The sequence below is a fragment of the Burkholderia stabilis genome (genome assembly GCF_001742165.1).
In the GTDB taxonomy this organism is placed as follows: Bacteria; Pseudomonadota; Gammaproteobacteria; order Burkholderiales; family Burkholderiaceae; genus Burkholderia; species Burkholderia stabilis.
The window spans coordinates 681,295-706,721 of record NZ_CP016443.1; the positions used below are offsets into that span (position 1 = coordinate 681,295).

The window sequence follows — 25,427 nt, forward strand, 5'->3', positions numbered from 1 at the left end:
TTGAAACGACGACGCCCCGGGCCACGCAATCGCGCGGCCCGGGGCGTCGTTCATTTCAGCCAGGCTACGCCGCGCTGCGCAATGCGTCGCGCACCGCATGCGCGGCGTGACGGCCGGCCTGCCGGCCGAAGAACGTCGCGTCGGCCAGCGACAGCCCCGAGCTGTACCCGGCGCCCCAGCGCGGCAGCCCGCACGTCGTGCGGCCGGCCGCATAGAGGCCCGGCACCGGCGCGCGCGCCGCATCGACCACCTGCCCGGTCGGCAGCGTGTCGAGGCCGCCGAGCGTGAAGTGCGGATAGAACGCGTAATCGATCCGGCAATCGAGCGCGACGAACGGCGGCTCGATCAGCGGCTGCAGCCACTTCTTCGCCTTGTGGAACAGCGGATCGGCGCCTTCGGCCGCGTGGCGGTTGTAGACGTCGACGGTCGCCGTCAGCGTGCCGGCCGGCATCTGCAGGTCGCGCTCGACCTCCTCCCACGTCTCGCCGGCCGCCGCGATGCCGATCCGCGCGATCGCAGGTGGCTCCTGGTAGGTCGCGTGGTCGACGAGCAGGTAGATCCGGTCGTCGGCCTGATGGAACGCATGATGGCCCGTGCGGCCGTGATAACCGTCCTCGTTGATGAAGCGCTGCCCGCGCGCGTTCACGAAAATCCCCCGGATCAGCGATTCGGGTGCGTAGAACGGCAGGCTGACGAAGCCCTGGTCCATGTGGATCGCCGCGCCGCCCGCGCTCTGGCCGAGCAGGATGCCCGAGCCGTCGTCGCCGGGGCTGCCGATCGGTTCGTCCGAGCGCAGGAACTGCGGCGCATGCCGGCGCACCATGTCGCGGTTCATCGCAAAGCCGCCCGCGCACAGAATCACCGCACGGCGCGCACGCACGTAAGCCGTCTCGCCATAGGCGCGCAGCACGACGCCGCGCACCGCGCCGCCGTCGTCGACGATCAGCGCGAGCGCGCGCGTGTCGTAGCGCGTCGCGACGCCGAGCGCCTGCACGCGTTCGGCCAGCACGCGCATCAGCATCTGTCCGCCGCCCCAGCCCGGCCATTGCGGCGTGTGGCCGCGCGGGCACGGCTTCGCCGCCTCGCTGAACGGCCAGGCCTCTTCGCTGCCCGACCAGATCAGGCAATCGTCGGTTTCCGGTTCGACGATCCGCTCGGCGATGAACGTGTTCTTGTACGTGAGCCCCTGTGCGACGAGCCAGTCGTGATGCGCGAGGCTTTCGTTCGCGTAGACGCGCACCTTCGCCTCGTCGGCGTCGCGGCCGCCTGCGAGCATCAGGTAGCGGTACAGATCCTCGGTGTCGTCGGTAAAGCCGGCCTGCCGCTGGGCGGGCGTGCCGCCGCTGCCGCCAAGGTAGATCTCGCCGCCCGACAGCGCGCTCGTGCCGCCGAAGCTCGACGCGCGCTCGACGATCAGCGTGTCGGCGCCGGCGCTCGCGGCTTCGATTGCCGCGCATGCGCCGGCCGCGCCGAAGCCGACGATCACGACATCGTGTTCGGCGTCCCAGCGATGCACGTCGCGGAGGTTCAGGGGGCGGGTCAGGGAATGGTCGGATGACATGAGGAATGGGTCAGCGTGAAGGAAAGGGGCGGAAAGCGACGGGCGTGGCGCCGGCCTGCCGGGCGGACCGCCCGGCGCGGCGCTCGGTGAGTCGGCTCGATGCCGCGTGGCCGAAACGGGCATGCGGCGGTGCCGATGCAGGCGCTACGCCGTCCCGGGCGCGGCGGAAGTGGACCGGAGTGAAGCAGTACGGCCGCGCGGCCAGGCCGATGCGCGACCATTGCGCGACGGCTCCGGCGAAAGCGGTCCGCGCGCCGCAACGGCGTCCGGCCTGCGCGGCGCGCGGCCGCGCCGGCGTCACATGCCGCGCAGCGCGGCGAAACCGAAGTGGGACGGATCGATCGGCACGCAGCCGGTCGGCAGGCCGTTCACGTCGACCGAGCGACATTGCAGGATGCCAGCCGCATACGGCGGCGACGGCACTTGATCGACGCCGTATCGCGCCATTGCCATCGCAGCGAACGTGCCCATCACCAATACGCACAGCTTGCGAGTTGTCAGTCTCATGATCGTCGTCCCCTCCGGTTGGCCGCTGGTGCGATTCGTGTCCGGCGTACATCGCATGCAGCACCGGATGACTGCACGGTAGCCAGCGCCCGGCCGCCAGCCATCGTCCATTTCGACTAGGGGCAAACGCGGAGCGGCGCGCGAACCGCATGCCGCATCGCAGCATCACGCACCTCGGATTCACGTGCATGAAAGAAACGCGGCGCGTCGTGCGCCTTTCGTGACCCGCCACGCCAACTGGCAGACGCCTCCCGCGCATCGGCCGCTGCGCCGCAGCATCGGCATGCCATCGCGCGGCGCGCAGCGCCCCGCCCCGGTGTTTTCCCCGACCCTCGCCCTGCTCCGTATGGATGACGAGTCTCGACCGGTTCGATGCGAACCTGCGCATCGACGTCGCAATGCCGCCGCGTCCGCACTCGCGGCGCGGCCGACTCTTTCCGTATTTCCACGGGAGCAACGCATGACCGATTCGAATCCCCGCCACGCGCTGTACGAACTCGCGTGCCGCTACGCCCAGGCCGTCGACCGGCGCGACTGGCCGCGGCTATCCACCCTCTTCACCGCCGACGCATCACTGGCCGGCCCCGGCTTCCGCTTCGACGACCGCGACGCGATCGTCGCGGGCATGGGCGTAATCGAGCGCTACGAAACCACCCAGCATCACGTGCACAACCAGCTCGTCACGCTCGACGGCGGCGAGGCCGACGTCGAAACCTACGGCGTCGCGTGCCACGTCTACGTGCGCGACGGCGTGAAGCGCAAGCTCGACTGGGGGCTGCGCTACCGCGATCGCTGCGTGTTCGACGGCGGCACGTGGCGCTTCGCGGCGCGCACGCTGCACGTCGACTGGGCGCAGGACCTGCCGCTGGAGGGCTGAACGATGCGCACATCCCTTCCCCTCGACGGCCGCACGGCGCTCGTGACGGGCGGCGCCGGCGGTATCGGCGCAGCGTGCGCGCAGGCGCTCGTCGCCGACGGCGCCGCCGTCGTGCTGATGGGCCGCCGCCGCGACGCGCTCGAACGTACGCAGCGGCAACTGACCGACGCGGTGCCCGGCAGCCGCGTCGCGATCCATGCGGGCGACGCATGCGACGAAGCCGACCTGCAAGCCGCGCTCGACTGCGCGTGGGCGCTCGACGGCCGTCTCGACATCGTCGTGCCGACGGTCGGCGGCGCCGGTTTCCGGCCGCTGCTGATGCACGACGCCGACAGCTTCCGCGCGGAAATCGACCTGAACCTGCACAGCGCGTTCGCCGCGATCCGTCATGCCGCGCCGCGGCTGGCCGCGAGCGGCGGCGGCGCGATCGTCTGCATCTCGTCGACGGCCGCGCGGATCAATTTCCGCTGGCTGACCGCGTACTGCACCGCGAAGGCCGCGCTCGAAGCGCTCGTGCGCGGCGCAGCCGAGGAGCTGGCCGGCGCGAAGATCCGCGTGAACGCGGTGCGCCCGGGTCTTACGCGCTCCGAAGCGACCGCGCCGATGTTCGACAACCGCGCGATGGTCGACAGCTTTCTCGAACAGATCCCGCTCGGCACGCTCGGCGAGCCCGAAGCGATCGCGCACGCGGTGCGCTATCTCGCGGGCCCCGAATCGGGCTGGGTGACCGGGCAGAGCTTCGCGGTCGACGGCGGCCACGAACTGCGCACGAACCCGCGCGTCGACGACACGATCGCGCAGATCTACGGCACGGCCGCGCTCGACGCGATCAAGGCCGGCCGCGCACCGGGCGCTGCATGAGCGCCCGCCTTCTTTCAACGTCACAGGAATTCGACCGACCATGAATCGAGTCGCAAACAAGGTCGCGCTGGTCACCGGCGCGGCAAGCGGCGTCGGCCGCGCGGATGCGCTGTTGCTCGCCGCCGAAGGCGCGCGCGTCGTGCTGACCGACATCGACGAGGATGCCGGCCGCGCGCTCGCGCGCGAAATCGGCGACGCGGCGCTGTTCGTGCGCCACGACATCGCCGATGAAGACGGCTGGCGGCACGCGATCGCGTCCACGCTCGACCGCTTCGGGCGCCTCGACGTGCTCGTCAACAACGCGGCGATCTGCCCGGTCGGCTCGATCGAGGACACGAGCCTCGACACGTGGCGGCGCGTGATGCGCACCAACGCGGACGGTTATTTCCTCGGCTGCCAGTACGCGATCGGCGCGATGAAGGGCAACGACACGCCGGGCTCGATCGTGATGATGTCGTCGGTCGCCGCGCTCGGCGGGCTGCCGATGATGTGCGCGTACACCGGCTCGAAAGGCGCGGTGACGGCGCTCGCGCGCAGCGTCGCCGTGCACTGCAAGCGCAGCGGTTATCGCATCCGCTGCAACTCGATCCATCCGGACGGGATCTGGACGCCGATGACGCAGGCGCTGATGCCCGATCTCGACCCGGCCGCGCTCGGCATCGGCAGCGATCCGATGGCGCGCATGTGCGACCCGCAGGACGTCGCGAATCTCGTGCTGTTCCTCGCGTCCGACGAATCGCGCTTCGTGAACGGCGCGGAGCTGCGGATCGACAACGCGCAACTGGTGTCGTCGCTGTGACGCGGCGCACCGCCTTCCCGTTCAAAGGAGTTCATCGATGATTTCATTCACCGGCAAGACCGTACTCGTCACCGGCGGCGGCGCGGGCATCGGCCGCGCGTGCGCGGAAGCGTTCGGCGCGGCCGGCGCACGCGTCGCCGTGGCCGAGATCGACGCGGCCCGCGCGCAGGACGTGCGGCAGGCGCTCGAAGCGGCAGGCGTCGACGCACTCGTCGGCACCGTGGACGTCACGCGCGCCGACCAGGTCAATGCATTCGCCCGGACGGTCGACGCACGCTTCGGCGGCCTCGACGTGCTCGTCAACAACGTCGGCGATTTCCTGCAGATCGCGAAGCCGTTCGACGACTACACCGACGACGACATCGCGCGGCTGTTCGACGTGAACCTGCGCCAGGCCTTCATCGTCACGCGCGCGATGCTGCCGTTGCTGCGCAAACGCGGCGCGGGCGGCAGCATCATCGGCGTATCGTCGATCGAGGGTTTTCGCGCGATTCCGAACTGCACCGTGTATGCGTCGTTCAAGGCCGCGCTGACCGGCTTCACGAAAAGCCTCGCGCTCGAGCTCGGGCCGGCCGGCATCCGCGTGAACCAGATCGCGCCGGAAACCACCGAGACGCCGCAGGTGCCCGTGAGCGCGATGGTCGCGGCCGAGCACCACGATCACATCCCGCGCTGGATTCCGCTCGGCCGCTTCGGCGTGGCCGGCGACATCGCGGGCGCCGCGCTGTTCCTCGCGAGCCCGCTCGCCGCGTGGGTCACCGGCACGACGCTGCACGTCGACGGCGGCGCACTCGCCGCGGCCGGCTGGTATCGCGACCCGAAAGGCTTCTGGACCAACATGCCCGTCGTCACGGGCAACGGTTTCAATTTCTGACCGAGCGCCGCGCGCTTGCGCGGCTTCACCCGCTCATCTCATGCGGCGCGCCTGCGCCGCCACCGGAGACACCATGAAAATCCTGATCGTCGGCGGTACCGGCCTCATCGGCGGCCACGCGGCGCTGCACCTGCATGCGCAAGGCAACCAGATCACGCTCGCCGCACGCAAGCCGGCCGCGGCCGGCAGCGCGCTCGCGCAGTTCGACGTGCTGTTGCGCGACTACGTGGCAGGCAACTTCACGCGCGATGATCTCGCGCCGTTCGACGCGGTCGTGTTCGCGGCCGGCAACGATATCCGCCACCTGCCGCCCGGCACCGACGAAGCCGCGCACTGGGAACGCGCGAACGTCGACGCGGTGCCGCGCTTCTTCGCGCTCGCGCGCGACGCGGGCGTGAAGCGCGCGGTGCTGGTCGGCAGCTTCTATCCGCAGGTCGCGCCGGCGCTCGTCGAGACCGTGCCGTACGTACGCTCGCGCCATCTCGCCGACGAACGCGTGCGCGCGCTCGCGACGCCGTCTTTCTCGGTGTGCAGCGTGAATGCGCCGTTCGTCGTCGGGTCGGTGCCGGGGCTGCGCAACGAGATGTTCGCCGCATACACCGGCTACGCGAAGGGCCAGTTCGCGGGGCTGCCCGTGTTCGGGCCGGCCGGCGGCAGCAACTTCATCTCCACGCAATCGCTGTCGGAAGCGATCTGGGGCGCGCTGCAGCGCGGTGAAGCGGGCAAGGCCTACCTCGTCGGCGACGAGAACCTCAGCTTCGCCGACTACTTCGGCGCATTCTTCCGCGCAGCCGGCAATCCGCAGGATGTGCCGTCGCTCGACCAGGAGCATCCGCTGCTGCCCGACATGGCGATCTACACGGGGCGCGGCAACGTCGTCGCGTACGAGCCCGATCCGGCCGACAGCGCGCTGCTGCGCTACCGGCGCGGCGACGTGCAGCGCGCGGTCGACGAAGTCGTTGCCCATTGCAGCGCGCAGTAAACGAACGGCGCAGATGCAAAAACGTCCCGCCGCCGGCATGCAACTCGCCGGCGGCGGGACGTCGTCGTCGATGCGGATCGTCAGTTGCCGATACGCTGCTCGATCTTCTTCATCGTGTCGGTCATTTCAACCGGCAACCGCAGCTTCAGCGTATCGAACAATGCCGCGTGCAGCTTCAGCTCCTCGCGCCATTCGTCCGCGTTCATCGACGTCACCGCGTCGAACTGCTCACGCGTGAAATCGAGCCCGTCCCAGTGCAGGTCTTCATAGGCGGGCGACACGCCGAACGCATGCTCGCCGCCGCCGCCGGTGCCTTCGAGACGGTCGAGCATCCACTTCAGCACGCGCATGTTCTCGCCGAAGCCCGGCCACACGAACTTGCCATTCGCGTCCTTGCGGAACCAGTTCACGCAGTAGATCTTCGGCAACGCGGCGCCCGTGCTCTCGAGCTGCTTGCCGAGTTTGAGCCAGTGCGCGAAATAATCGCTCACGTTGTAGCCGCAGAACGGCAGCATCGCGAACGGGTCGCGGCGCACGATGCCCTGCTGGCCGACCGCCGCGGCGGTCGTCTCCGAGCCCATCGTCGCGGCCATGTACACGCCTTCGACCCAGTCGCGCGCCTCGGTCACGAGCGGCACGGTCGTCGAACGGCGGCCGCCGAAGATGAACGCATCGATCGGCACGCCGGCCGGGTTCTCCCAGTCCGCATCGATCGACGGGCACTGCGCGGCCGGAGCCGTGAAGCGCGAATTCGGATGCGCAGCCTTGCGGCCCGTTTCCTTGCCGATTTCCGGCGTCCACGGGTTGCCTTGCCAGTCGGTCAGCTTCGCGGGCGGCGTGTCGGTCAGCCCTTCCCACCACACGTCGCCGTCTTCCGTCAGCGCGACGTTCGTGAAGATCACGTTTTCCGTCAGCGTGGAGATCGCGTTCGGATTGGTCTTCACGCCGGTACCCGGCGCGACGCCGAAGAAGCCGGCCTCGGGGTTGATCGCGTAAAGCCGGCCGTCACGGCCGGGCTTCAGCCACGCGATGTCGTCGCCGATCGTCGTGATCTTCCAGCCGTCGAAGCCTTGCGGCGGAATCAGCATCGCGAAGTTGGTCTTGCCGCACGCGGACGGGAACGCGGCCGCGACATGATATTTCTTGCCGGCCGGCGACGTCACGCCGAGGATCAGCATGTGCTCGGCGAGCCAGCCCTGGTCGCGGCCCATCGTCGATGCGATGCGCAGCGCGAAGCACTTCTTGCCGAGCAGCGCATTGCCGCCGTAGCCCGAGCCGAAGCTCCAGATCTCGCGCGTTTCGGGGAAATGCACGATGTACTTGACCGGATTGCACGGCCACGGCACGTCTTTCTGCCCCGCTTCGAGCGGGTGGCCGACGCTGTGCACGCACGGCACGAACTCGCCGTCTTCGCCGAGCACGTCGTACACGTCGCGCCCCATGCGCGTCATGATCCGCATGTTCACGGCAACGTACGGGCTGTCGGACAGTTCGACGCCGACGTGTGCGATCGGCGAGCCGAGCGGGCCCATCGAGAACGGCACGACGTACAGCGTGCGGCCGCGCATCGAGCCGCGGAACAGCCCGTTCAGCGTCTCGCGCATTTCGGCGGGCGCGATCCAGTTGTTGGTCGGGCCAACGTCGTCGCGCGAAGCCGAGCAGATGAACGTGCGATCCTCGACGCGCGCGACGTCCGACGGATCGGATTGCGCGAGATACGAGTTCGGGCGCTTCGCCGGGTTCAGGCGCGTGAGCGTGCCCTGGTCGACCATCGCCTGGCACAGCGCGTCGTTTTCTTCCTGCGAACCGTCGCACCACACGATACGCTCGGGCTCCGTGAGCGCCGCGATGCGCGACACCCAGTCGATCAGCTTGCGATGTTTGACGAACGCCGGTGGAGCGATCAGCGGGCCGTGTGTTGCTTCGGCCAGATTGTTTTGCGACATGGGGATGTCTCCGGATTATTGGGCGGGGATGGGGGTTGCGGGGTGAACCCGCCAGATGAGGAATGCGATCGAAGCGCAGGACGCAGCAACGCGCAACGCGGAGCACGCGAACTGGGCGCGTGTCGATGCCGCGATGCGGGCGAGAGGATGTGATGTCTCGTTAGAAGATGCGAACGCTAGTTTCGCCATGCATGCAACCTGCCTTACAACTTCCATGCCGGCCAGCATACCATCGCCGATATTGGGCGGGCGTTGCGTTGCAACAAGAAACAACTGTGACGACCTGCGGGCACATGCGTTGCCGGCAAGTCATGCTGACTGCGTCGCGGCGATCGCAGTCGGGGACGAAACAGCCGGGACGGCCGCCCGGCAAGGGTTCCGCGAGCGCGGGAATTCCCGGGCGTTCGCTGCGCGCATGAGAAACGCGCATGCGCGCCCGGCGAATCCGCGTTTTCGCTACTCAGGCAAACCCTGAATTAGGTTGCGTACACAAACATCCTGCCAGCACGCCCGGTACGCACCCCCTGCTCAAAACGGCGCACCCGGCAATCCGGGGTAATACGCGCCCGCCGCCATCCCGCCGTCGACGGCCAGTTCGGCGCCGTTGCAATACGACGCTTCGTCGCTCGCGAGGAACAGCGTCGCGCGCGCGATCTCGTCGGGCAGGCCGACGCGCTGCAGCGGCACGTTCGCATAGTGCTTGTTGATTTCCTCGAGCGGCGCGCCGGTCGGGTTCGACATCACGGTGTTCACGCCGCCCGGATGGATCGAATTCACGCGCACGCCCTGGTGGCCGAGTTCGAGCGCGGCGACCTTCGTCAGCCCGCGCACGCCCCATTTGCTCGATACGTAGGCCGCAAGCGCGTTCACGCCGCGCAGCCCGTCCACCGACGAAATGTTGACGATCGACCCGCTCTTCTGCGCGATCATGCGCGGCGCGATCGTACGGATGCCGACGAACGTGCCGACGAGGTTGATCGACACCGCGCGCTCGAAATCGCGTTTCGACAACTCGGTGATGCCGCCGAACGTCAGCACGGCCGCGTTGTTGACCAGCACGTCGATGCGGCCGAACTGCTCGACGGTCGCTTCGGTCACGCGCACCCAGCTCGCTTCGTCGGCGACGTCGAGCCGCATGAAACGCGCCGCATCGCCGAGTTCGCGCGCGAGCGCTTCGCCTTCCGCGTCGAGCACGTCGCCGATCACGACGCGCGCACCTTCTTCGACGAACAGCCTGCACGTCGCCGCGCCCATTCCGCGCGCGCCGCCCGTGACGATCGCTACTTTCCCTTCCAGTCGACCCATGTCGTCCTCTCTTCGATTCCTGTTCGCCGGCCATCACGCGCGTGCGTGCGGGCCGGCCTCGTATCCGGCGATGCGGCAAGCGCCGCGCGCCGTCATCCCCAATACGCCTGCCCGCCGTCGAGCGGCAGCGTCGCGCCCGTCAGGTACGCCGCGTCGCGGCTCGCGAGAAAAACGATCGCGCGCCCGATGTCCTGCTCGCAGTCGCCGACGCGGCCGAGCGGGATCGTGCGGAAGAACGCGGCGGCTTCCTGCGGGTTCGCATCGACCCAGCCCTTCAGGCCCGGCGACAACGCATGCGGCGCGACCGCATTCACGCGGATGCCGTCCGTGCCCCATTCGCACGCGGCCGCACGGGTCAGCGCGCGAATCGCCTCCTTGGTCGCCGCGTATGCGCCGTAACCCGACGCATCCCAGCGCACCGCGGCCGACGACGCGAAATTGACGATCACGCCGTCACCCTTCAGATGCGGATGACACGCGCGCATCATCCGCAGCGTCGCGATCGGCCCCGATTCGAGCCCCGCAAGAAAATCGGCGTCGGTCACGTCGAGCAGGCGGCCGAGCGGCACGACCTGCGCGTTGTTGATCAGGATCTGCACGCCGCCCAACCGCTCGACCACGGCGTCGACGCACTGCGCGATCTGCGCAGCGTCCATCACGTCGCACACGAACGGCTCGGCCACACCGCCGCGCGCGCGGATCGCGTCGCAGGTCGCGAGCAGCTTGTCGCGCGTGCGCCCGACCACCGCGACATGCGCGCCTTCGGCCGCGAGCGCATGCGCGACGCCCTGGCCGACGCCCTGCCCCGCGCCCGTCACGAGCGCGACCTTGCCTTTCAGGATGCCCATGTGCGCTCCTTAAGCGACGATCGCCGGATGCGCCTGCACGGGCCCGCCGAGCAGTTCGCGGTACGACGGCGGCTGCTTGCCGTCGAGATCGGCGATGCCGTACTGCAGCGCCGCTTCGGCGCCGACGAGCACGTGTCCCGACAGCGCCATGCGCTGCGGATCGCCGTGGATCGCGTGAATCACGCGGCCCGTGAACTCCGGGCTTTCCGCGACGAGCGAGAACTCCTTGTACAGATCGGGATGCTCGTCCCACACGCGCGTCGTGCGCTCGGTGCGCAGCGGGCCCATCCAGATCGACACGGCCGCGACGTCGAACGGCTTCAGGTCGACGGCCATGTCCTTCGCGAACTTGTCGACGCCGGATTTCTGCGCGCCGTAAGCCGCGCCGTGCATGTAGCAGCTCGCGCCGAACGACGACGTGAACGCGATCAGCCCGCTGCGGCGTTTCGCCATCAGCGGCGCCGCGTGCCAGCTCGCGACGTAGGCCGAACGCAGCCCGACGTCGAGAATGTTCACGAGGTCGAGCGACTTCTCCCAGAACGGGCCCGGCAGGATCAGCTGGTCGTGCAGGTAGGTTGCGTTGTTGACGAGGATGTCGAGCCGCCCGCTTTCGCGTTCGACGCGCTCGAACAGCGCCTTCACCTGCGCGTCGTCCGCGTGATCGCACACCACCGCGATTCCGCGGCCGCCGAGCGCGTCGATCTCGCGCGCGGTTTCGTGGATCGTGCCGGGCAGCGGCGCATCGCCTTCGTTCTGCGAGCGGCCCGTCACGTAGACGGTCATGCCGGCCGCGCCGAGCGCGCGCGCGATGCCCTTGCCCGCGCCGCGCGATGCGCCCGTCACGACGGCGACCGGCGCATCGTGGTTCTGTGTCATATTCGATGTCTCCTGTGGAATGTTCGCCACGCGCGTGGCGATTGCGTGCTCAGGCAGCCGGCGGCTGCGCGCCGGCGAACAGCACGCCCGGCGCATCGCCTTCGTAGCGGGCCGACAGCGTCGACGTGACGACGCAGCGCGTGCCCGTGATCTTCCATTCGCCGTCGACCTTCCGGTATTCGTCGTCGTAATACGCGCCGAGCTGCGTGAGCGTGCGCGCGTTCGTGTCGATCATCTGGTAATGCAGGCCCCAAGTGCCGCGCGCATGCGTGTCGTCGATCACGGTGATATCGGGGTTCACGCCGTGGTGCATCTCGACGATGTGCGGATGGCAGCCGAGCCGCTCGAACACGTCGACGAGCGCGTCGCACGTATCGAACGTGCCGATCCGGCCGTAATCGATGCGCACGGCGCCGGGCGCGAAGCAGTCGCGCATCCCCTGCGGGTCCTTGCGGTCGCAGCACGTGAAATAGCGCGCCTTCAGCCGGCGGATCGCATCGGCATCCTCGAGCCTGCGCACGCGCGTTTCCAGCGATTCGATGAGGGTCATCCCGTCTCCTTGTTGGGTGCCGGCGCGGTTCGGACGCCGCGTCGATCCCACCTTACCGCCGCGCGACGGGCCGGCCATCACCCGTTCGGATTAAGCCGGCGATTCATCTCGACGCCGGCCGCATGTGCAAACGGTTTTCGTCCGAACAGACGATGTGATGCAGGCCGATTCGTTCCTACCATCGAACGACACCACCACGAGACACGGCGATGGACGACACGACCCGCACGCTTTACGAATACGAGCAGATCCGGCAGTTGAAATACCGGTATTTCCGCGCGGTGGACACGCACGACTGGTCGCTGCTCTTGGATTGCCTGACCGAGGACTGCGAGGTCCGGCTCAATGGCGGCGAGTACGCGTACGACGGCCGCGACGCGTTCGTGTCGAGCCTGCGCGCGCTGATCGGCAAGCCGACCTTCCTGACGATGCATCACGGGCATCACCCGGAACTCACGCTGGTGTCCGCCGATCACGCGTGCGGCGTGTGGTTTCTCGAGGATCACGCGATCAATCTCGAGGAGAACTACCTGCTGCACGGCACCGCGTTCTACGACGATCAGTACGTGAAGCGCGATGGCGTGTGGCGCATTCACGCGACGCGTCACGAGCGGTTGTTCGAAACCGTCACGTCGCCGATCCCGCCGTCGTTCACGCTGACCGCGAACCGGTTCGCGACGGGCGCGGCCGTCACCGCTTCCTGAACCCCGGCGGCAGCGCCGCCGATCCCGTCATTCCCCCTGGAGCCGGAGCAATGGAGAAAGTCATTTACGTGTTGTGGCGCGACGCGCAGGCCGCACCCGATCAATGGAGCCGCACGGTGCGTGCGCAGCTCGCCGACACGCTGCTGTCGCTCGGCGCGCACGGCGTGCAGGTGAACATTGCCGACGCCGACGTCGCGCCGGCCGCCGGCCTGAAACAGACCAACACGCACCCGGGCATCGACGGGATCGTCGCGGTGTGGGTCGACAGCGCGAACACGATGTTTCGAAAGCCGTTCGATGAAGCGGTACGGGCGGTCGTGCCGCACATGGCCGCGTATCTCGTCACCGAATCGCAGCCGATTCCGAACACGCGCTTCCCCGCGCGGGCGGGCGAGCGCACGGCCGGCTTTTCGCAACTCGCGTTCCTGAAGCGGCCGCCGCGCCTCACGCACGAGGCGTGGCTCGACGTGTGGCACGGGCATCACACGCGGGTTGCGATCGATACGCAGGATAATTTTCTGTATGTGCAGAACGTCGTCGTGCGCGCACTCACGCATGCGGCGCCGGGTTACGACGCGATCGTCGAGGAATGCTTTCCGGCTGCCGCGATGACCGATCCGCATGCGTTCTTCGATGCGGTCGGCGATGACGAGAAGTTTCAGCGGAACGTGGCGGAGATGATGGATAGCTGCGGGCGGTTCATCGATTTCGACAAGATCGATGTCGTGCCGACGAGTCAGTATGTGGTGAAGGCGGTGCGGGGGTAAGTTGCGATCGCGCCGAGCCTGGCGCGATCAATCGTCATACCCCCGACGAAAGTACCCTCGCCGTAAAGATGTGGCTTCGGGTCCGGTGAATTCATGTCCCGATAGACCTCGGGATGATCGACGACGACGGCTGCGAAACTGCGCGGGAAAACTGCCGCGTCGCGCTGCCGCTGCAGCGCAAGCATGCGCGCACGGCACCCGACGCCGCAGCGCCGCCCGTCATGCGACGAGCGCTACGGCATCGTCGCCGTTCAAGCAACCGTCGCCACCCTCAAAGTCGTACCGGCAACGCCAGCGTCGACTGTCTGGCCGGATCGAACTCGAACTTCACACCGAAGCGTTCGCCCGGATTGACCGGCTGCCCGTACAGGCTGTCGAAGGTATCCAGCACGATACCGATATGATGGCCGGCCGGCACGTCATAGGCCGTCCCTGAAAACTCGATCGGAAAATCGATCGTCGCCCCCGGTGTGGCCCGGTGCAGCGAGCGCGTGCCATGCGTAATCAGCGTACCGACGCCGAGTGCATCGACGTCGTACAGATACGCGACCACCTGGGCACGCGCCTGCGACGGCGTCACGCGAAGATTCAGCGTCGGAATGCCGCGCAGGCGCATCGGCGACCGGAGCGACGCGCCTTCATAGCGCACGCCTGCCGCAAGGTTCACCGTCGACAACGCGTTCACCACGGGCGCCCCCACGCTTTCGCCGAAGGTCGACACTACCGGAATGGGGCCGCTCGTCGCAGTGGTGTCGAAGAGATTCTGGATCAGGTCGGAGCCCGGCGTCCGGTTCGGCGCGCCAAGCAGGCCGCCCGCGGTGCCTTTCGTACACAAGCAGCTCGAATCCCAGCGGATCGGGCCGCGCGGCCCGACGTACAGCGTCTGCGTACTGACGTTACTGGCCGGCCACGTGTCGAACACATCCCTCGTATCGGTGAACTTGACCTGCATCGAGACCTTCGGCTCGGTATCCACGCCGTTCTGTACGCCCTTCAGCCAGCGGTCGAACCAGCGGTGCGCCTGATCGTACGGATAGTTCGGTACGCCGAACAACGCGCCGCCGACTTCCGCCTGTGCATGAACACCGGGGTTCAGCAGCAGCTTTTTGGGGCCGGTGAGTGCCGCAAACATCTTCATCGACGAATTCGGCGTGAACATGTCGTCCTGAAAATTCTTGCTGATGAACACCGGCGCGCCGCGCCGGTTGATGGCGTCGATATAGGACGAAGGCGAACGGACCTTGGTCCATGCGCGGATCTCGTTGACCTTGGCTTCGGATGTGTTCGGATCGAGCAGCGCTTTGATGTACTGGTCCACGATCGGATCGAGACGCCCCGTCACCTTTCCCGACAGGAACAGAAGGGCCGACCACGTCGCGTTCGGGGAGTCCCCCTGATACAGCTGGTCGACCAGATCGCCCCACCCCGAAAAAGCCACCGCCGTCTTCAGCCGTGGGTCATGAGCCAGCGCCAGCAACGACATACCCGCACCGTAGGAGATGCCGCTGACGGCCAGCCGGTCAGCGTCCGCCTGCGTATTGGCGATCACCCAGTCCACGACCGAAGAGACGTCCTGCACGTCCTGCGGACTCGCCACGCCAACCTGTCCGCCCGACAGGTAGAAGCCGCGGGCCGTATAGCTCAGGACGATGTAGCCGTCTTGCGCGAGGCGTTGCTGCTGGCCGCGATACTCAATGAAATCCGGCGTGGCCCAACTGGCGATCATGACGATGCCCGGAAACTTCTGATCCGCGCTGACGATTTTTGGCAGCGCGGCATTCGCGGTCAGCTTCGTACCGTCCGGCATCGTCACGACGAGATTGTTGACCCAGCACGTGCCGTCTTTCGGCGAAACCACCCCGGGAAACGCGGACGTCGTGGTATAGATCGCGGCTTCAGCCGGCGTCGCCGGTCGGCACGCAATCGCGGCATGAGACAAGGACGCCGCCAGCGCCAAACCGAGGCCGGCGATCGAACGCAGAATATTCATAAAATCCCCTTGGCAATAAAAGTAAAGCACAACACCCCGTCATTCGGGCAGTGACATCCACCTAAATGCCCATATAGTTAGCACGCACTGCTAATTTACTGTCAATACAGCAACCCCATTTAGAGCACATCGTCTAAATTAAAGTGTCATATAGCACCATCACTTTTTATAATTTTTTTAATTCAAACCAACGTCTAAATTTTGCTTTCCACGATCACTTCATGAAGAATTATTTTCACCAAAATCGGTTATAAATTTTTCATTAACTATCGACTTTCTGGACATGAAGCCTCCAAAAAAGATCTCGAACGAATCCGTTAAATAAACAAAATCAACGCGCCGAGCTGGCGCCACTCATCCGTAAAGCATCGACCAGAGGCGCTCAAGTGCGAGATTGGCGCTTTCAATCTCGCGAAATGCCCACGCCGGACCGTACAGCGACACGCATTCGACACCGATCGTCAACACCGGGGGGGGTCAAACACCCAGGGCACGCCGCGCCCTTCCGCTGCCACCGCGCGTCGACTTTCAATCGGCACGAAACGATGAATGGCCGTCATTCAACATGAATACAGATATTGAATTAATGGTTATAAATCGCTAAACCAAATCTGAACACGGTTATTGCAATTCTGCGTTTTTTCGCCACACCGCCGGCAGCACATTCCATCGCCCGCCGCTCACACCCCGGACAACCTTTTCGATTGAAATCCTCCTCCGTGCCCGGATGCTTGCTCCATGAAAGGCTTCCCTTCCATCTTGCGAGTACGAAATCAGACTCAATCGCACCGCTCCAGCGAGCATGAAACTCATCTGCATTCCGAACCGGGTAGCAGTCTGACTGCCCAGCGATCAAGCATGCGAAATCGCCACCGGCCGATATGCCGAGACCGATCTCCGGCATCTGCGCCATCGAGAACAGGCTGTTTCCGCTATTGGCATCCTGACCGGGCGGGTCTTTCAGCACAACGCCGCCCATCGCAGCAAACGGCATGGAATCGGCTGCGCCGGGTACCGCCAGCAATGCGCAATCAGCGAGAAGCGGCGTACCAAGCGAGATGAATGCGAACCGGAAGATCGCCGTGCAGAGAATCAGCGCATTGATTTTCAGGAGCGGTGCATGATCGACACGATCGATCGCCGGCTTGACCCGGCGTTTTGTCGACTGCCATGACCAACCCGGCATGACACGGCTAGCCGCCGAATCCCGGGTGCATCTGCAGAGGTAGCGGAAATGGCACAGCGCTCGTGCCAACCGTGCAGACGAGGGGGCCTATGAACCTCATGGTGAAATTCTGTTTGGCGAACAATCCAGGACGAAACAACGGCATGACATGCGATCGCGCGTGCGGCGTTGCCGGCACCGCCGTTGCGGCTCCGAACGCCGTACCACTTCGCACGATCAATGATGCCGGATGCCCGGCGATAACGCGTCGCCGGCTCGCACATTGCGCCGTCGGACTTGAACACGGCGGGGCGCGCGCCTTCACGATCACCCGGGCGCAGTCGAGATCGTTTGCGCTGACGCGAAACGCATCGTTGATCGGTTCGATCTGCGCAGGACGAGTGACCGTCTTGCCGACCAGTCCAGGCGAGATGTCCGGGGCCGGCGCCCTCTCAAGCAATCAAGCGGCTCGCTCGCCGCAGCGACGACCTGATCCACGCGCCCTCGGCGAGCCGCTGCGCCGCTTGCTGCCGGCCGGCTTGCGCGCGGCGGACCGAAGTCGCTTTGGGCTCTGCCGACTGTCCCGGCATCTTGCAGTCGATCGATTCAGCGGCCCGGCCGGTCTTTCATTCGAAAGATGGCGAATCAGGATTCGACCGCTGCAAGTACCCTATCGAGGTAGAGCCGCATGTGATCGAGCGCCTCGGCTCGATCGGGGGTGCCCTGCAAAGCGAGGCGCATCCAGAACCCGTCGATCATCACGCTGATATCCAGCGCAATCGCACGTGCGCGATCTTCGGGCAACAGCGCTTTCAAACTGAATAGCAGGTTGTCGTCCATTCTTCGATGAACGATTTTCTGGATGCGCAGGAATCGAGGATTGAAGCAGGCGTCGCCACAGAATGACACCCAACCCTGAGCGATCGGCCGTGTGTAACCGCGTTCCGAAAAATTGCCTTCGATGATCGCCCATATTCTCTCGATTGGCGTCCGCGCGCCGGCGATGCAACCGAGCACATCGGCCTTCTGCTCGGCGGTCGAAAACCGGATCGCGCTCTCGATCAGTTCATTCTTGTTTTTGAAGTAATGGTGGACGAGACCGTTCGACAGACCAGCCCGCTCAGCCACACGAGCCGTCGTAATACCGGAGAGACCGTGCTCCTGCATCGTCAGATAGGCGGCCTCCATCAGATCCGCACGGCGGATGTCTCTTATCGACTTGCTAGGCATTGCGGTTCGTTTGAAGTTGATCCGAGTTGAGCGACCTTCTCGTCGTCGCGCTGTTCGATCGGCGAAGTATACCTTTTGCCTACGGGCAACCACAAAGGGCCGCGGGTCGCTGGCGCGAACGCGTTTCGCTGGTCGAAGCCGGTGCGGTCCAGTCGCGCCGATCAGGCATCCAGGCTCCGCCGATCGAGCGTCGCCGGATCTGCTGCACGCCCCCCGTCTTGCCCTCGGATGCATGTCGAATCCGTGTCGACACTGACTGACGCGGACAGCCACGCGCCCTCGCGACCGGCTTCTCCTCCCCCTTCCCCGATGCCTGCCAACGCAGCAACACCTAGCCCCGGCTCCGCGTAAACACGGATTTTGGATGACCGTCCAATTTATTGTATATTCGACCAACGCCCCGAAATCCGAAGCGGCTGGCTTGCTGACATCCCTCAACCACGATCCGTTTGCCCGGATTGCGATCCCTCTGGAGTCCCCGATGGTGAAGCCTCTTTTTCGTGCCGGTTGCGTCTTCGCAGCCGTCCTGTCGTTTGCCGCCCAGGCGCAGGAGCCCATGACCTGTATCTCGCCGCGTTTCGCGAAGATCGGCTGGGCGGATCTCGAATCGACTACGGCCCTGACCAAAAACGTTCTCGTCGGGCTCGGCTATCAACCCACCGATGTCACGCTGTCGATTCCTCTTGCGTGGGCGGGCCTGAAACGCAAGGACATCGATATTTATCTCGGCGACTGGGTACCGTCCCAAGACCAGAATGCAAAACCCTATCTCGACTCGAAATCCGTCACGCGGCTACCGAAACCCAACCTGATCGGGGCGAAATTCACGCTGGCCGTTCCGAGTTACGTGTACGACGCGGGGTTGCGGAGTTTCGACGATATTGCGAAATTCAAGGACAAAATCGGAGGGCGCATCTACGGAATCGAACCGGGTGACGACGCCAATGTCTCCATTCAGAAAATGATCAAGGCAAATGAACATCAGCTGGGCGACATCAAGCTGGTGGAATCCAGCGAAGCCGGGATGCTGGTGTCGATCGATCGCGCAATCGCTCGTCAGGAATGGATCGTATTTCTTGGGTGGGAGCCGCATCCGATGAACCTGATGTACAAGATTCGATACCTGTCGGGTGGCGACAAGCAATTCGGTCCGAATTACGGCGCGGCCGAAGTCTATACGGTGGTCGCGAACGGCTATCAGGCACGCTGCCCGAACGTCGCGGCGCTGCTCGACAACCTCAAGTTCACGACTGCAATGGAAGACACCGTCATGGCGGGTATCGTCAAGAAAGAGGACCCGATGGTGGTCGCGAAGAACTGGCTGAAGAATCATCCGGAAGTGCTGGCGCAGTGGTTGGCCGGCGTCACGACTTTCGACGGCAAGCCTGCGGCACCTGCTGTCGACGCGTATTTGAAGCACTGAAACCCGAGCAGCCATCCATCGCGATTTTCTACGTAGCGGCGCTACGAAGAATTTTCCTGTTGTCGAAAATTTCAATCATCGCTTACTGAAAGTGGACCTGACAGCACCATGAATGCCGACGAATACCTGCGTGAAGATGGAATTGGACTTGCCACCTTGATAATCAAGGGAGAGGTAAGTGCGGCAGAAGTTGCGCAAGCCGCAATAGCGCGGATCGAGGAAAAGAATCCGTCGATCAACGCCGTCATCATGAAGAACCATGACGCGATTTCGAATGCAGCCGAAACAGGTGCAAGCCCGCTATATGGCGTGCCGTTTCTTCTGAAAGACGTGAATCTTTATTCGCGCGACATGCCGACTACTTTTGGTTCGTCTTATTTTCGTCAAGCGGCGCCGCGTCCGGACAGTGTCATGGTCGAACGCTGGAGAGCGGCGGGATTGACGATCCTCGGCAAGACGAATACGCCTGAATTCGCGGCCGAATTCGTGACCGAGCCCCGCGCCTATGGCGTGACGCGCAACCCCGCCAATCCCGCTGTGACCGTGGGAGGAAGCAGTGGTGGCGCAGCGGCAGCGGTGGCTTCAGGCATGGTACCCGTCGCACATGCAACCGATCTCGGCGGCTCGATCCGGATCCCTGCGTCCTGCTGTGGCGTATTCGGATTCAAGCCGACTGCCGGCCTCAATCCCGTCGGGCCGTACTTCGCGGAAATTGCCGGAGGATTGAATTCCGACCACGTCGTCACGAGGAGCGTGAGAGACAGCGCGGCCTCGCTGGATATCACCGCAGCAACTGCTCGTGGCGACAGCTATCTTGCAGCCTTGTCGCGACCGCTCCGAAAACTCAGGATCGGAATCGGCAAGCGCGCGCCATCCGGAGAGATGGCGGGAGCCAATCAGGTCAGCGCTGTCGAACAGGTCGCGCGTGCGCTCGAGGATGCCGGACACGCGATCACCGAGTATCGGTATCCGGCTGCCACGGCGTCGGCCGAATGGTTCGACATGCTCTGGATTTACGACATCCTGGATCTTGTCGACGAGCGTGCGCGCGAGATCGGCAAGCAACCGGAGGACAACGATCTCGAGCAATTGACGTGGCATCTTCTGGAAAAAGCACGTCAGGGCGGTGTCGACGGATATCAGCGTGCGCAGATTTGCCGCCGCGCATACGTCGACGAATATCTTGCGTCGCTCGGCGATATCGATATCTTGCTGACGCCGACACTTTCACAAGACCCCGCGCCAGTCGGAACGTTGTCCTTCAATCGTTTCCCGAACATCGAAAGCTGGGGAGAAACCGGCTACCGATTCGCGCCATTCTCCATTCCAGCGAACCTCTGCGGCCAGCCGGCCGCGTCATGCCCGACGTTCAAGACGGCCGACGGACTACCGGTGGGCGTACAAATTGCGGCGAAGCCGGGTGAGGACGCGTTACTGTTGCAACTTGCCGCCCAGATCGAGGCAATCGTCGGCTGGAGGTGACGCTTCGTCAATCAACGCAACACCACCGACCACTGACAACGTCGACAAGGCGTTCGGCTGACTCGACACTCCGGCGGTTGAACGTCTGAAACTGCCCGAACGCCGACCGTTACCTCCGCGCTCCCCCCATCCCGCGAAGCATCGTTCCTTCCCCGCCTTTCCCGTGACAACGGTCGCCGCTCTGCGGCGACACGCGTTTTTGCCACGATCACGACAAAACGTCTACAATTGGACAATCCATCGACCGGCACGCCGCAGCACTTGATCGCGTGCAAACCGTAACCTCTCGGCCTTCCCCGGAACACCATGAGCGACCACCCCGTTTTCGACGTGCTGTGCGACCTGCTGACCACCTCCGGTGCACGCTTCCGCGTGCTGGAGCACCCGGCCGAAGGCAAATCCGACGTGATCGCCGCGATCCGCGGCACGCGCCCGGAACAGGGCGCGAAGGCGATGCTCTGCACGTTCAAGGACGGCGGCGACACCACCGCGCTCGCCGTGATCCCCGGCCACCTGAAGATCGATTTCCGCAAAGTCGCCGATGCCGTCGGCCGCCGCAAGGCGACGCTCGCGCCGCCCGACGTCGCCGCCACCGTCACGCGCTGCGTGATGGGCGCCGTGCCGCCGTTCGTGTTCGACGGCAACGTGACGCTCGTCGTCGATCCCGTTTTGGTCGAGCGCAACGACGAAATCGCATTCAACGCGGGCCGCCTCGACCGCTCGGTCGTGCTCGATTCGGCCGACTACGTGCGGATCGCGCGTCCGCTGCTGGCCGACATCACGCGGCCCGAAGCGGCCGACGGCGACGTGCTCGCCGGATGACCGCACCCGCACGCCGCCACATCGCCCCCAAATCCGCCAGCCTCACCGAACGCGACCACACCATGACCACGCCCCGAAAGAAAGCACTGTCCGAGCAGGCGTCGCTGATCGAACAGGTGCAGCGCATCGCCGAAGGGCTCGGCGAGATGTTCGCGCCGTTCACCGAGGTCGTGGTTCACGACCTTCGCACGCCGGAGCATGCGATCCTCGCGATCCACAACAACCTGTCCGGACGCGCGATCGGCGATCCCGCGACGGAACTCGGCCTCGCGCGCATCGCGGACGACGATTTCCCGCAGGTGATCGCGAACTACGCGAATCGCTTCGCCGACGGCCGCACCGCGAAAAGCACGTCGATCGGCGTCAAGGATTCAAACGGGCGCTACGTGGCCGCGCTGTGCCTGAATGCCGACATCACGCTGTTCCGCGGCTTCCAGGGCATGCTGAACCGGTTCTGCAGCACGGACGGCGAAGCCGTCGTCGACACGCTCGACCCGGCCGGCGCGGACGCGATCCGTCAACGCATCGACGCGTTCGCGACGCGCCTCGCGACGACGCCGCGCGAGCTCAAAACCGACCAGCGCCGCGAGCTGATGCAGACGCTGAAAGCCGACGGCTTTCTCGAAGTGCGCCGTGCGATGGAGATCGTGTCGCAGCATCTCGGCGTATCGCGCGCGACCGTGTACAACGATGCGAAATGATGCAGGCGCCCTGCTTTCCCGTTGACTGACCTTTTCGACTCTCGAGCCACCATGAACTCTCCGACTCTCCCCACGTACGACGACGTCGCCGCCGCCGCGGCCCGGCTCGAAGGCCACGCGCACCGCACGCCGGTGATGACGTCGCGCACGATCGACGAAGCGCTCGGCGCGCAGGTGTTCTTCAAGTGCGAGAACCTGCAGCGCATGGGCGCGTTCAAGTTCCGCGGCGCGTTCAACGCGCTGTCGCGCTTCAATGCGGAGCAGCGCCGCAACGGCGTCGTCGCATTCTCGTCCGGCAACCATGCGCAGGCGATCGCGCTGTCGGCGCGCATCCTCGGCATTCCGGCGACGATCGTGATGCCGCAGGACGCGCCGGCTGCGAAGATGGAAGCGACGCGCGGCTATGGCGGCAAGGTCGTGACCTACGATCGCTACACCGAGGACCGCGAGCAGATCGGTCGCGATCTCGCGGCGCAGCACGGGCTCACGCTGATCCCGCCCTACGACCACGCGGACGTGATCGCCGGCCAGGGCACGGCGGCCAAGGAACTGTTCGACGAAGTCGGGCCGCTCGACGCGGTATTCACGCCGCTCGGCGGCGGCGGGCTGCTGTCGGGCACGGCGCTCGCCACGCGCGCGCTGTCGCCGAATGCGAAGCTGTACGGCGTCGAGCCGGAAGCCGGCAACGACGGCCAGCAATCGTTCCGCTCGGGCGCGATCGTGCATATCGACACGCCGCGCACGATCGCCGACGGCGCGCAGACGCAGCATCTCGGCAACCTGACGTTCCCGATCATCCGCCGCGACGTCGACGACATCCTGACCGCGACGGACGCGGAACTGGTCGACTGCATGCGCTTCTTCGCGACCCGTATGAAGATTGTCGTCGAGCCGACCGGCTGCCTGTCGTTCGCCGCCGTGCGGCGCATGAAAGACGAGCTGCAAGGCAAGCGCGTCGGCATCGTCATCAGCGGCGGCAACGTCGATCTGGAGAACTTCTGCGCGCTGGTGTCGGCATCCGCCTGAGCGTCGCGGCGCGCGCGGAAACATTCCGTCATCCGCGCGCCTTCGCGCCTTCACGTCGCGTTAAGTTTCGCGCCCTAGACTGATTACGTTGTCCCGCAGTCAGTCGTGAAGGAGCCACCATGAACACGCACGCGATCGTCGCCGCCGCCCTGGCGGCCGCTTCCCTTTCGGCGTTCGCTCAACCGGGCGTTACGTCATCCGGTTTTCCCGCCGCATCGCCGCGCGACGCCGTCGCGCAGGCCACCCACCGTTCGCCTGCCGCATTGCCGGCCGCCGGCTTCGTGCTCGCGAAGATCGATCAGAACAATACGCCGCCCGATCGCGGCGGCGACCCGAGCGGCCGCACGCACGCCGGCACGCACATGTAACGACGCGCGCCGGTCGCGGCTGCCGCGACCGGCCGTCATCGTCAGAACGACGGCAGCGACGGATCGCGCGCGGCGAGGATGTCGTCGGTGCGCCGCTGCAGCGCGCCGTCGATCGTCTCCGGTTGCGGAATCAGCCAGTAACGCCCTTCGCGGATGCCGTCGAACACACGCTCGGCGAACGCGTCGGGCGTGAGCCCGTGCGCGTTCAGCATCGAGCGCATCGTGTCGACGAAGCCGCGCACTTCGGGCCGGTCGTGCGCAGCGCCGAACGGATCGTTGAAGATGCCCGACTGCACGGGCCCCGGCGCGAGCAGCGACACGCCCACCGGCGCGCCGAGCATCTTCAGTTCGCCGTACAGCGATTCGGTCAGCGCGACGACCGCGAATTTGGTCGCCGAATAAGGCGACATCAGCGGGCTCGGCAGGAACCCACCGACCGATGCGGTGTTCACGACGCGCGCCGGCACGTTGCGCTCGAGCATGCGCGGCACGAAGCTGCGAATCCCGTTCAGCACGCCGTGCACGTTGATCGCGAAGCTGCGCTCGAAGCGCTCCGGCGTGATTTCCCAGCTGAAGCCGGTCGCCATCACGCCCGCATTGTTGAACAGCAGGTCGACGCCGCCGAAGCGTTGCCATGCGGCTTCCGCGAGCGCGTCGACGGCTTCCGGCCGGCTCACGTCGGTCGGCACGCACAGCACGTCGGTATCGAGCGTTGCGGCGAACGCGTCGAGCTTCGCCGGGTCGAGATCGGCCAGCACGACGCGCATGCCGAGCGCGGCCGCGTGGCGCGCGAGCCCGCTGCCGATGCCGCTGGCCGCGCCGGTAATCACGGCGGTGCCGCCGTCGAAGCGAATCGATTTCGTCATATCAGAATCCTGTCGGGTCGATGTGGGGATGTGCGTAGTCGGGGATCACCGGCGGCGGCAGCGGCGTGCGGCCGTCGAGCGAACGCACGGCAAGGCGCTGTGCGAGCGGGAAATGCAGGCTGTGCGTGACGAGGCCCGTGCGTTCGCGCGCCGGCAGGCTGCACAGCGCGAGCGCGGTTTCGGCGAGATACGCGACGTCCTCGGTCGGATAGCCTTCGGGGATGTAGCGCGCCGCGCCCGGCGTGCGGATCGCCGTGCTCGGCGCGACGAGATTCACCGCGATGCCGTCGGCTTCGAGTTCGGCCGCGAGCCCCTGCGTGAAGCGCGACAGCGCGGCCTTCACCGCCGCATAGACGGTCGCGCCGCCCGCGCGCGAGAAATCATCGAACGGCCGCAGCGGCGCCAGCGCCGTCACCGAGCCGACGTTCACGATCCAGCCGGCGCCGCGCGCGCGCATCAGCGGGATCGCGGCCTGGGCCAGCGCGAACGGAATGCGCAGATAGTGTTCGATCGTCGTGTCGAACATCGTCATCGGCATCGCGTCGACGCACGCGTAATCGGCCACGCCTGCATTGTTCACGAGGATGTCGAGGCCGCCGGCCGCGTCGGCCGCGCGCCCGACGAGTGCGTCGCGCTCGGCCGCGTTCGACAGGTCGGCCGCGAGCGCGATGGCCCGGCCGCCGGCCTGTTCGATCAGTGCAACCGTTTCGGCGAGCGTGCCGGCGGTGCCGGCCGATTGCGTGAGGCTGCGTGCGGTGACGACGACGGTCGCGCCTTCGGATGCGAGGCGCTGCGCGATCGCGCGGCCGATGCCGCGGCTCGCGCCGGTCACGAGTGCGCACTTGCCCGCGAGGATCGCGGTTCGGGTGTCGGTCATGATGTCTCCAGAAATTTTGA

The 25,427-nt window shown here is 65.9% G+C and carries 26 protein-coding genes and 1 pseudogene; 14 read left to right on the forward strand and 13 right to left on the reverse strand.

Annotated features, from left to right (window positions below; translation table 11 throughout):
• Nucleotides 1-64: 64 nt before the first annotated feature.
• Together BBJ41_RS21090 and BBJ41_RS21095 are read right to left on the reverse strand one after the other, a co-directional pair.
• Nucleotides 65-1,561: an FAD-dependent oxidoreductase gene (locus BBJ41_RS21090; RefSeq protein WP_069748264.1), complete on the reverse strand. Its 1,497-nt coding sequence runs from the start codon at nucleotides 1,559-1,561 to the stop codon at nucleotides 65-67.
• A gap of 297 nt (nucleotides 1,562-1,858) precedes the next feature.
• Nucleotides 1,859-2,068: a hypothetical protein gene (locus BBJ41_RS21095; protein WP_069748265.1), complete on the reverse strand. Its 210-nt coding sequence runs from the start codon at nucleotides 2,066-2,068 to the stop codon at nucleotides 1,859-1,861.
• A 460-nt stretch (nucleotides 2,069-2,528) separates the two neighbouring features.
• Between BBJ41_RS21095 and BBJ41_RS21100 the strand changes: the two genes are divergently transcribed.
• The 5 genes from BBJ41_RS21100 to BBJ41_RS21120 all read left to right on the forward strand — a co-directional run bounded on the left by BBJ41_RS21100 (nucleotide 2,529) and on the right by BBJ41_RS21120 (nucleotide 6,461).
• Entirely contained in the window at nucleotides 2,529-2,945 is a 417-nt protein-coding gene (locus BBJ41_RS21100; protein WP_069748266.1) for a nuclear transport factor 2 family protein, read from the forward strand.
• 3 nt (nucleotides 2,946-2,948) lie between these two features.
• The gene (locus BBJ41_RS21105) at nucleotides 2,949-3,806 is read left to right on the forward strand and encodes an SDR family NAD(P)-dependent oxidoreductase (RefSeq protein ID WP_069748267.1); all 858 of its coding nucleotides are present in this window, start codon (nucleotides 2,949-2,951) and stop codon (nucleotides 3,804-3,806) included.
• A 40-nt stretch (nucleotides 3,807-3,846) separates the two neighbouring features.
• Nucleotides 3,847-4,605, forward strand: coding sequence for an SDR family oxidoreductase (locus BBJ41_RS21110; RefSeq protein ID WP_069748268.1), 759 nt, complete (start codon nucleotides 3,847-3,849; stop codon nucleotides 4,603-4,605).
• Nucleotides 4,606-4,642: 37 nt separating this feature from the next.
• Complete coding sequence (locus BBJ41_RS21115; RefSeq protein WP_069748269.1) at nucleotides 4,643-5,479, forward strand: SDR family NAD(P)-dependent oxidoreductase; 837 nt, start codon at nucleotides 4,643-4,645, stop codon at nucleotides 5,477-5,479.
• Nucleotides 5,480-5,552: 73 nt separating this feature from the next.
• Nucleotides 5,553-6,461, forward strand: a complete 909-nt coding sequence (locus BBJ41_RS21120) for an NAD-dependent epimerase/dehydratase family protein (protein WP_069748270.1) — start codon at nucleotides 5,553-5,555, stop codon at nucleotides 6,459-6,461.
• An 80-nt stretch (nucleotides 6,462-6,541) separates the two neighbouring features.
• Here BBJ41_RS21120 and BBJ41_RS21125 read toward each other — a convergent pair whose 3' ends face one another.
• The 5 genes from BBJ41_RS21125 to BBJ41_RS21145 form a co-directional block, all read right to left on the reverse strand.
• Complete coding sequence (locus tag BBJ41_RS21125) at nucleotides 6,542-8,407, reverse strand: phosphoenolpyruvate carboxykinase (GTP) (protein ID WP_069748271.1); 1,866 nt, start codon at nucleotides 8,405-8,407, stop codon at nucleotides 6,542-6,544.
• 528 nt (nucleotides 8,408-8,935) lie between these two features.
• Nucleotides 8,936-9,712, reverse strand: a complete 777-nt coding sequence (locus tag BBJ41_RS21130) for a glucose 1-dehydrogenase (RefSeq protein WP_069748272.1) — start codon at nucleotides 9,710-9,712, stop codon at nucleotides 8,936-8,938.
• Between the two features lie 92 nt (nucleotides 9,713-9,804).
• Nucleotides 9,805-10,560, reverse strand: a complete 756-nt coding sequence (locus BBJ41_RS21135; RefSeq protein ID WP_069748273.1) for an SDR family NAD(P)-dependent oxidoreductase — start codon at nucleotides 10,558-10,560, stop codon at nucleotides 9,805-9,807.
• A gap of 9 nt (nucleotides 10,561-10,569) precedes the next feature.
• Complete coding sequence (locus BBJ41_RS21140) at nucleotides 10,570-11,436, reverse strand: SDR family NAD(P)-dependent oxidoreductase (RefSeq protein ID WP_069748274.1); 867 nt, start codon at nucleotides 11,434-11,436, stop codon at nucleotides 10,570-10,572.
• Between the two features lie 49 nt (nucleotides 11,437-11,485).
• Complete coding sequence (locus BBJ41_RS21145; RefSeq protein ID WP_069750302.1) at nucleotides 11,486-11,986, reverse strand: nuclear transport factor 2 family protein; 501 nt, start codon at nucleotides 11,984-11,986, stop codon at nucleotides 11,486-11,488.
• A gap of 209 nt (nucleotides 11,987-12,195) precedes the next feature.
• On the opposite strand from BBJ41_RS21145, the gene BBJ41_RS21150 reads away from it, so the two are divergent.
• The 3 genes and pseudogenes from BBJ41_RS21150 to BBJ41_RS42010 form a co-directional block, all read left to right on the forward strand.
• Nucleotides 12,196-12,690: a nuclear transport factor 2 family protein gene (locus BBJ41_RS21150; RefSeq protein ID WP_069748275.1), complete on the forward strand. Its 495-nt coding sequence runs from the start codon at nucleotides 12,196-12,198 to the stop codon at nucleotides 12,688-12,690.
• 50 nt (nucleotides 12,691-12,740) lie between these two features.
• Nucleotides 12,741-13,457 (forward strand): EthD domain-containing protein, encoded by a 717-nt coding sequence (locus tag BBJ41_RS21155; RefSeq protein WP_069748276.1) that lies wholly within the window; start codon nucleotides 12,741-12,743, stop codon nucleotides 13,455-13,457.
• 104 nt (nucleotides 13,458-13,561) lie between these two features.
• Nucleotides 13,562-13,684, forward strand: a pseudogene (locus BBJ41_RS42010) (2,4'-dihydroxyacetophenone dioxygenase family protein); the annotation flags it as partial.
• A gap of 44 nt (nucleotides 13,685-13,728) precedes the next feature.
• On the opposite strand, the gene BBJ41_RS21160 reads toward BBJ41_RS42010, so the two are convergent.
• The 4 genes from BBJ41_RS21160 to betI all read right to left on the reverse strand — a co-directional run bounded on the left by BBJ41_RS21160 (nucleotide 13,729) and on the right by betI (nucleotide 17,842).
• On the reverse strand, nucleotides 13,729-15,447 hold the full coding sequence (locus tag BBJ41_RS21160) for a CocE/NonD family hydrolase (RefSeq protein ID WP_069748277.1): 1,719 nt from the start codon (nucleotides 15,445-15,447) through the stop codon (nucleotides 13,729-13,731).
• 583 nt (nucleotides 15,448-16,030) lie between these two features.
• A complete protein-coding gene (locus tag BBJ41_RS40530; protein WP_156814838.1) occupies nucleotides 16,031-16,633 on the reverse strand; it encodes an MFS transporter in 603 nt (200 codons plus the stop codon).
• 7 nt (nucleotides 16,634-16,640) lie between these two features.
• Entirely contained in the window at nucleotides 16,641-17,072 is a 432-nt protein-coding gene (locus BBJ41_RS42115) for an HpcH/HpaI aldolase/citrate lyase family protein (RefSeq protein WP_156814839.1), read from the reverse strand.
• Between the two features lie 185 nt (nucleotides 17,073-17,257).
• Nucleotides 17,258-17,842, reverse strand: coding sequence for a transcriptional regulator BetI (gene betI, locus BBJ41_RS41225; RefSeq protein WP_069748278.1), 585 nt, complete (start codon nucleotides 17,840-17,842; stop codon nucleotides 17,258-17,260).
• A gap of 481 nt (nucleotides 17,843-18,323) precedes the next feature.
• On the opposite strand from betI, the gene choX reads away from it, so the two are divergent.
• The 6 genes from choX (at nucleotide 18,324) to BBJ41_RS21195 (ending at nucleotide 23,664) form a co-directional block, all read left to right on the forward strand.
• Nucleotides 18,324-19,265, forward strand: a complete 942-nt coding sequence (gene choX / locus BBJ41_RS21170; RefSeq protein ID WP_069748279.1) for a choline ABC transporter substrate-binding protein — start codon at nucleotides 18,324-18,326, stop codon at nucleotides 19,263-19,265.
• 108 nt (nucleotides 19,266-19,373) lie between these two features.
• On the forward strand, nucleotides 19,374-20,747 hold the full coding sequence (locus BBJ41_RS21175) for an amidase (RefSeq protein WP_069748280.1): 1,374 nt from the start codon (nucleotides 19,374-19,376) through the stop codon (nucleotides 20,745-20,747).
• A 306-nt stretch (nucleotides 20,748-21,053) separates the two neighbouring features.
• Nucleotides 21,054-21,569, forward strand: coding sequence for a YbaK/prolyl-tRNA synthetase associated domain-containing protein (locus BBJ41_RS21180; protein WP_069748281.1), 516 nt, complete (start codon nucleotides 21,054-21,056; stop codon nucleotides 21,567-21,569).
• A 62-nt stretch (nucleotides 21,570-21,631) separates the two neighbouring features.
• Nucleotides 21,632-22,270 (forward strand): helix-turn-helix transcriptional regulator, encoded by a 639-nt coding sequence (locus BBJ41_RS21185; protein ID WP_069748282.1) that lies wholly within the window; start codon nucleotides 21,632-21,634, stop codon nucleotides 22,268-22,270.
• 51 nt (nucleotides 22,271-22,321) lie between these two features.
• Nucleotides 22,322-23,296, forward strand: coding sequence for a threo-3-hydroxy-L-aspartate ammonia-lyase (locus BBJ41_RS21190; protein WP_069748283.1), 975 nt, complete (start codon nucleotides 22,322-22,324; stop codon nucleotides 23,294-23,296).
• 119 nt (nucleotides 23,297-23,415) lie between these two features.
• Nucleotides 23,416-23,664, forward strand: a complete 249-nt coding sequence (locus BBJ41_RS21195; protein WP_069748284.1) for a hypothetical protein — start codon at nucleotides 23,416-23,418, stop codon at nucleotides 23,662-23,664.
• Between the two features lie 41 nt (nucleotides 23,665-23,705).
• On the opposite strand, the gene BBJ41_RS21200 is transcribed toward BBJ41_RS21195, so the two are convergent.
• Together BBJ41_RS21200 and BBJ41_RS21205 are read right to left on the reverse strand one after the other, a co-directional pair.
• Nucleotides 23,706-24,530 (reverse strand): SDR family NAD(P)-dependent oxidoreductase, encoded by an 825-nt coding sequence (locus tag BBJ41_RS21200; protein ID WP_069748285.1) that lies wholly within the window; start codon nucleotides 24,528-24,530, stop codon nucleotides 23,706-23,708.
• A gap of 1 nt (nucleotide 24,531) precedes the next feature.
• Nucleotides 24,532-25,407: an SDR family NAD(P)-dependent oxidoreductase gene (locus BBJ41_RS21205; protein WP_069748286.1), complete on the reverse strand. Its 876-nt coding sequence runs from the start codon at nucleotides 25,405-25,407 to the stop codon at nucleotides 24,532-24,534.
• Nucleotides 25,408-25,427 lie beyond the last annotated feature (20 nt).

Excerpts from the sequence above, each read along its gene's own strand:
- BBJ41_RS21155 (WP_069748276.1), top strand. The coding sequence starts at position 12,741 with ATGGAGAAAGTCATTTACGTGTTGTGGCGCGACGCGCAGGCCGCACCC.
- BBJ41_RS21200 (WP_069748285.1), bottom strand. The coding sequence starts at position 24,530 with ATGACGAAATCGATTCGCTTCGACGGCGGCACCGCCGTGATTACCGGC.
- BBJ41_RS21100 (WP_069748266.1), top strand. The coding sequence starts at position 2,529 with ATGACCGATTCGAATCCCCGCCACGCGCTGTACGAACTCGCGTGCCGC.
- BBJ41_RS21180 (WP_069748281.1), top strand. The coding sequence starts at position 21,054 with ATGAGCGACCACCCCGTTTTCGACGTGCTGTGCGACCTGCTGACCACC.
- BBJ41_RS21135 (WP_069748273.1), bottom strand. The coding sequence starts at position 10,560 with ATGGGCATCCTGAAAGGCAAGGTCGCGCTCGTGACGGGCGCGGGGCAG.
- BBJ41_RS21110 (WP_069748268.1), top strand. The coding sequence starts at position 3,847 with ATGAATCGAGTCGCAAACAAGGTCGCGCTGGTCACCGGCGCGGCAAGC.
- BBJ41_RS21090 (WP_069748264.1), bottom strand. The coding sequence starts at position 1,561 with ATGTCATCCGACCATTCCCTGACCCGCCCCCTGAACCTCCGCGACGTG.
- BBJ41_RS21185 (WP_069748282.1), top strand. The coding sequence starts at position 21,632 with ATGACCACGCCCCGAAAGAAAGCACTGTCCGAGCAGGCGTCGCTGATC.
- BBJ41_RS21125 (WP_069748271.1), bottom strand. The coding sequence starts at position 8,407 with ATGTCGCAAAACAATCTGGCCGAAGCAACACACGGCCCGCTGATCGCT.
- BBJ41_RS21140 (WP_069748274.1), bottom strand. The coding sequence starts at position 11,436 with ATGACACAGAACCACGATGCGCCGGTCGCCGTCGTGACGGGCGCATCG.
- BBJ41_RS21150 (WP_069748275.1), top strand. The coding sequence starts at position 12,196 with ATGGACGACACGACCCGCACGCTTTACGAATACGAGCAGATCCGGCAG.
- BBJ41_RS21130 (WP_069748272.1), bottom strand. The coding sequence starts at position 9,712 with ATGGGTCGACTGGAAGGGAAAGTAGCGATCGTCACGGGCGGCGCGCGC.
- BBJ41_RS21205 (WP_069748286.1), bottom strand. The coding sequence starts at position 25,407 with ATGACCGACACCCGAACCGCGATCCTCGCGGGCAAGTGCGCACTCGTG.
- BBJ41_RS21095 (WP_069748265.1), bottom strand. The coding sequence starts at position 2,068 with ATGAGACTGACAACTCGCAAGCTGTGCGTATTGGTGATGGGCACGTTC.
- betI (WP_069748278.1), bottom strand. The coding sequence starts at position 17,842 with ATGCCTAGCAAGTCGATAAGAGACATCCGCCGTGCGGATCTGATGGAG.
- choX (WP_069748279.1), top strand. The coding sequence starts at position 18,324 with ATGGTGAAGCCTCTTTTTCGTGCCGGTTGCGTCTTCGCAGCCGTCCTG.
- BBJ41_RS21195 (WP_069748284.1), top strand. The coding sequence starts at position 23,416 with ATGAACACGCACGCGATCGTCGCCGCCGCCCTGGCGGCCGCTTCCCTT.
- BBJ41_RS21115 (WP_069748269.1), top strand. The coding sequence starts at position 4,643 with ATGATTTCATTCACCGGCAAGACCGTACTCGTCACCGGCGGCGGCGCG.
- BBJ41_RS21145 (WP_069750302.1), bottom strand. The coding sequence starts at position 11,986 with ATGACCCTCATCGAATCGCTGGAAACGCGCGTGCGCAGGCTCGAGGAT.
- BBJ41_RS21120 (WP_069748270.1), top strand. The coding sequence starts at position 5,553 with ATGAAAATCCTGATCGTCGGCGGTACCGGCCTCATCGGCGGCCACGCG.
- BBJ41_RS21190 (WP_069748283.1), top strand. The coding sequence starts at position 22,322 with ATGAACTCTCCGACTCTCCCCACGTACGACGACGTCGCCGCCGCCGCG.
- BBJ41_RS21160 (WP_069748277.1), bottom strand. The coding sequence starts at position 15,447 with ATGAATATTCTGCGTTCGATCGCCGGCCTCGGTTTGGCGCTGGCGGCG.
- BBJ41_RS40530 (WP_156814838.1), bottom strand. The coding sequence starts at position 16,633 with ATGCCGGGTTGGTCATGGCAGTCGACAAAACGCCGGGTCAAGCCGGCG.
- BBJ41_RS21175 (WP_069748280.1), top strand. The coding sequence starts at position 19,374 with ATGAATGCCGACGAATACCTGCGTGAAGATGGAATTGGACTTGCCACC.
- BBJ41_RS21105 (WP_069748267.1), top strand. The coding sequence starts at position 2,949 with ATGCGCACATCCCTTCCCCTCGACGGCCGCACGGCGCTCGTGACGGGC.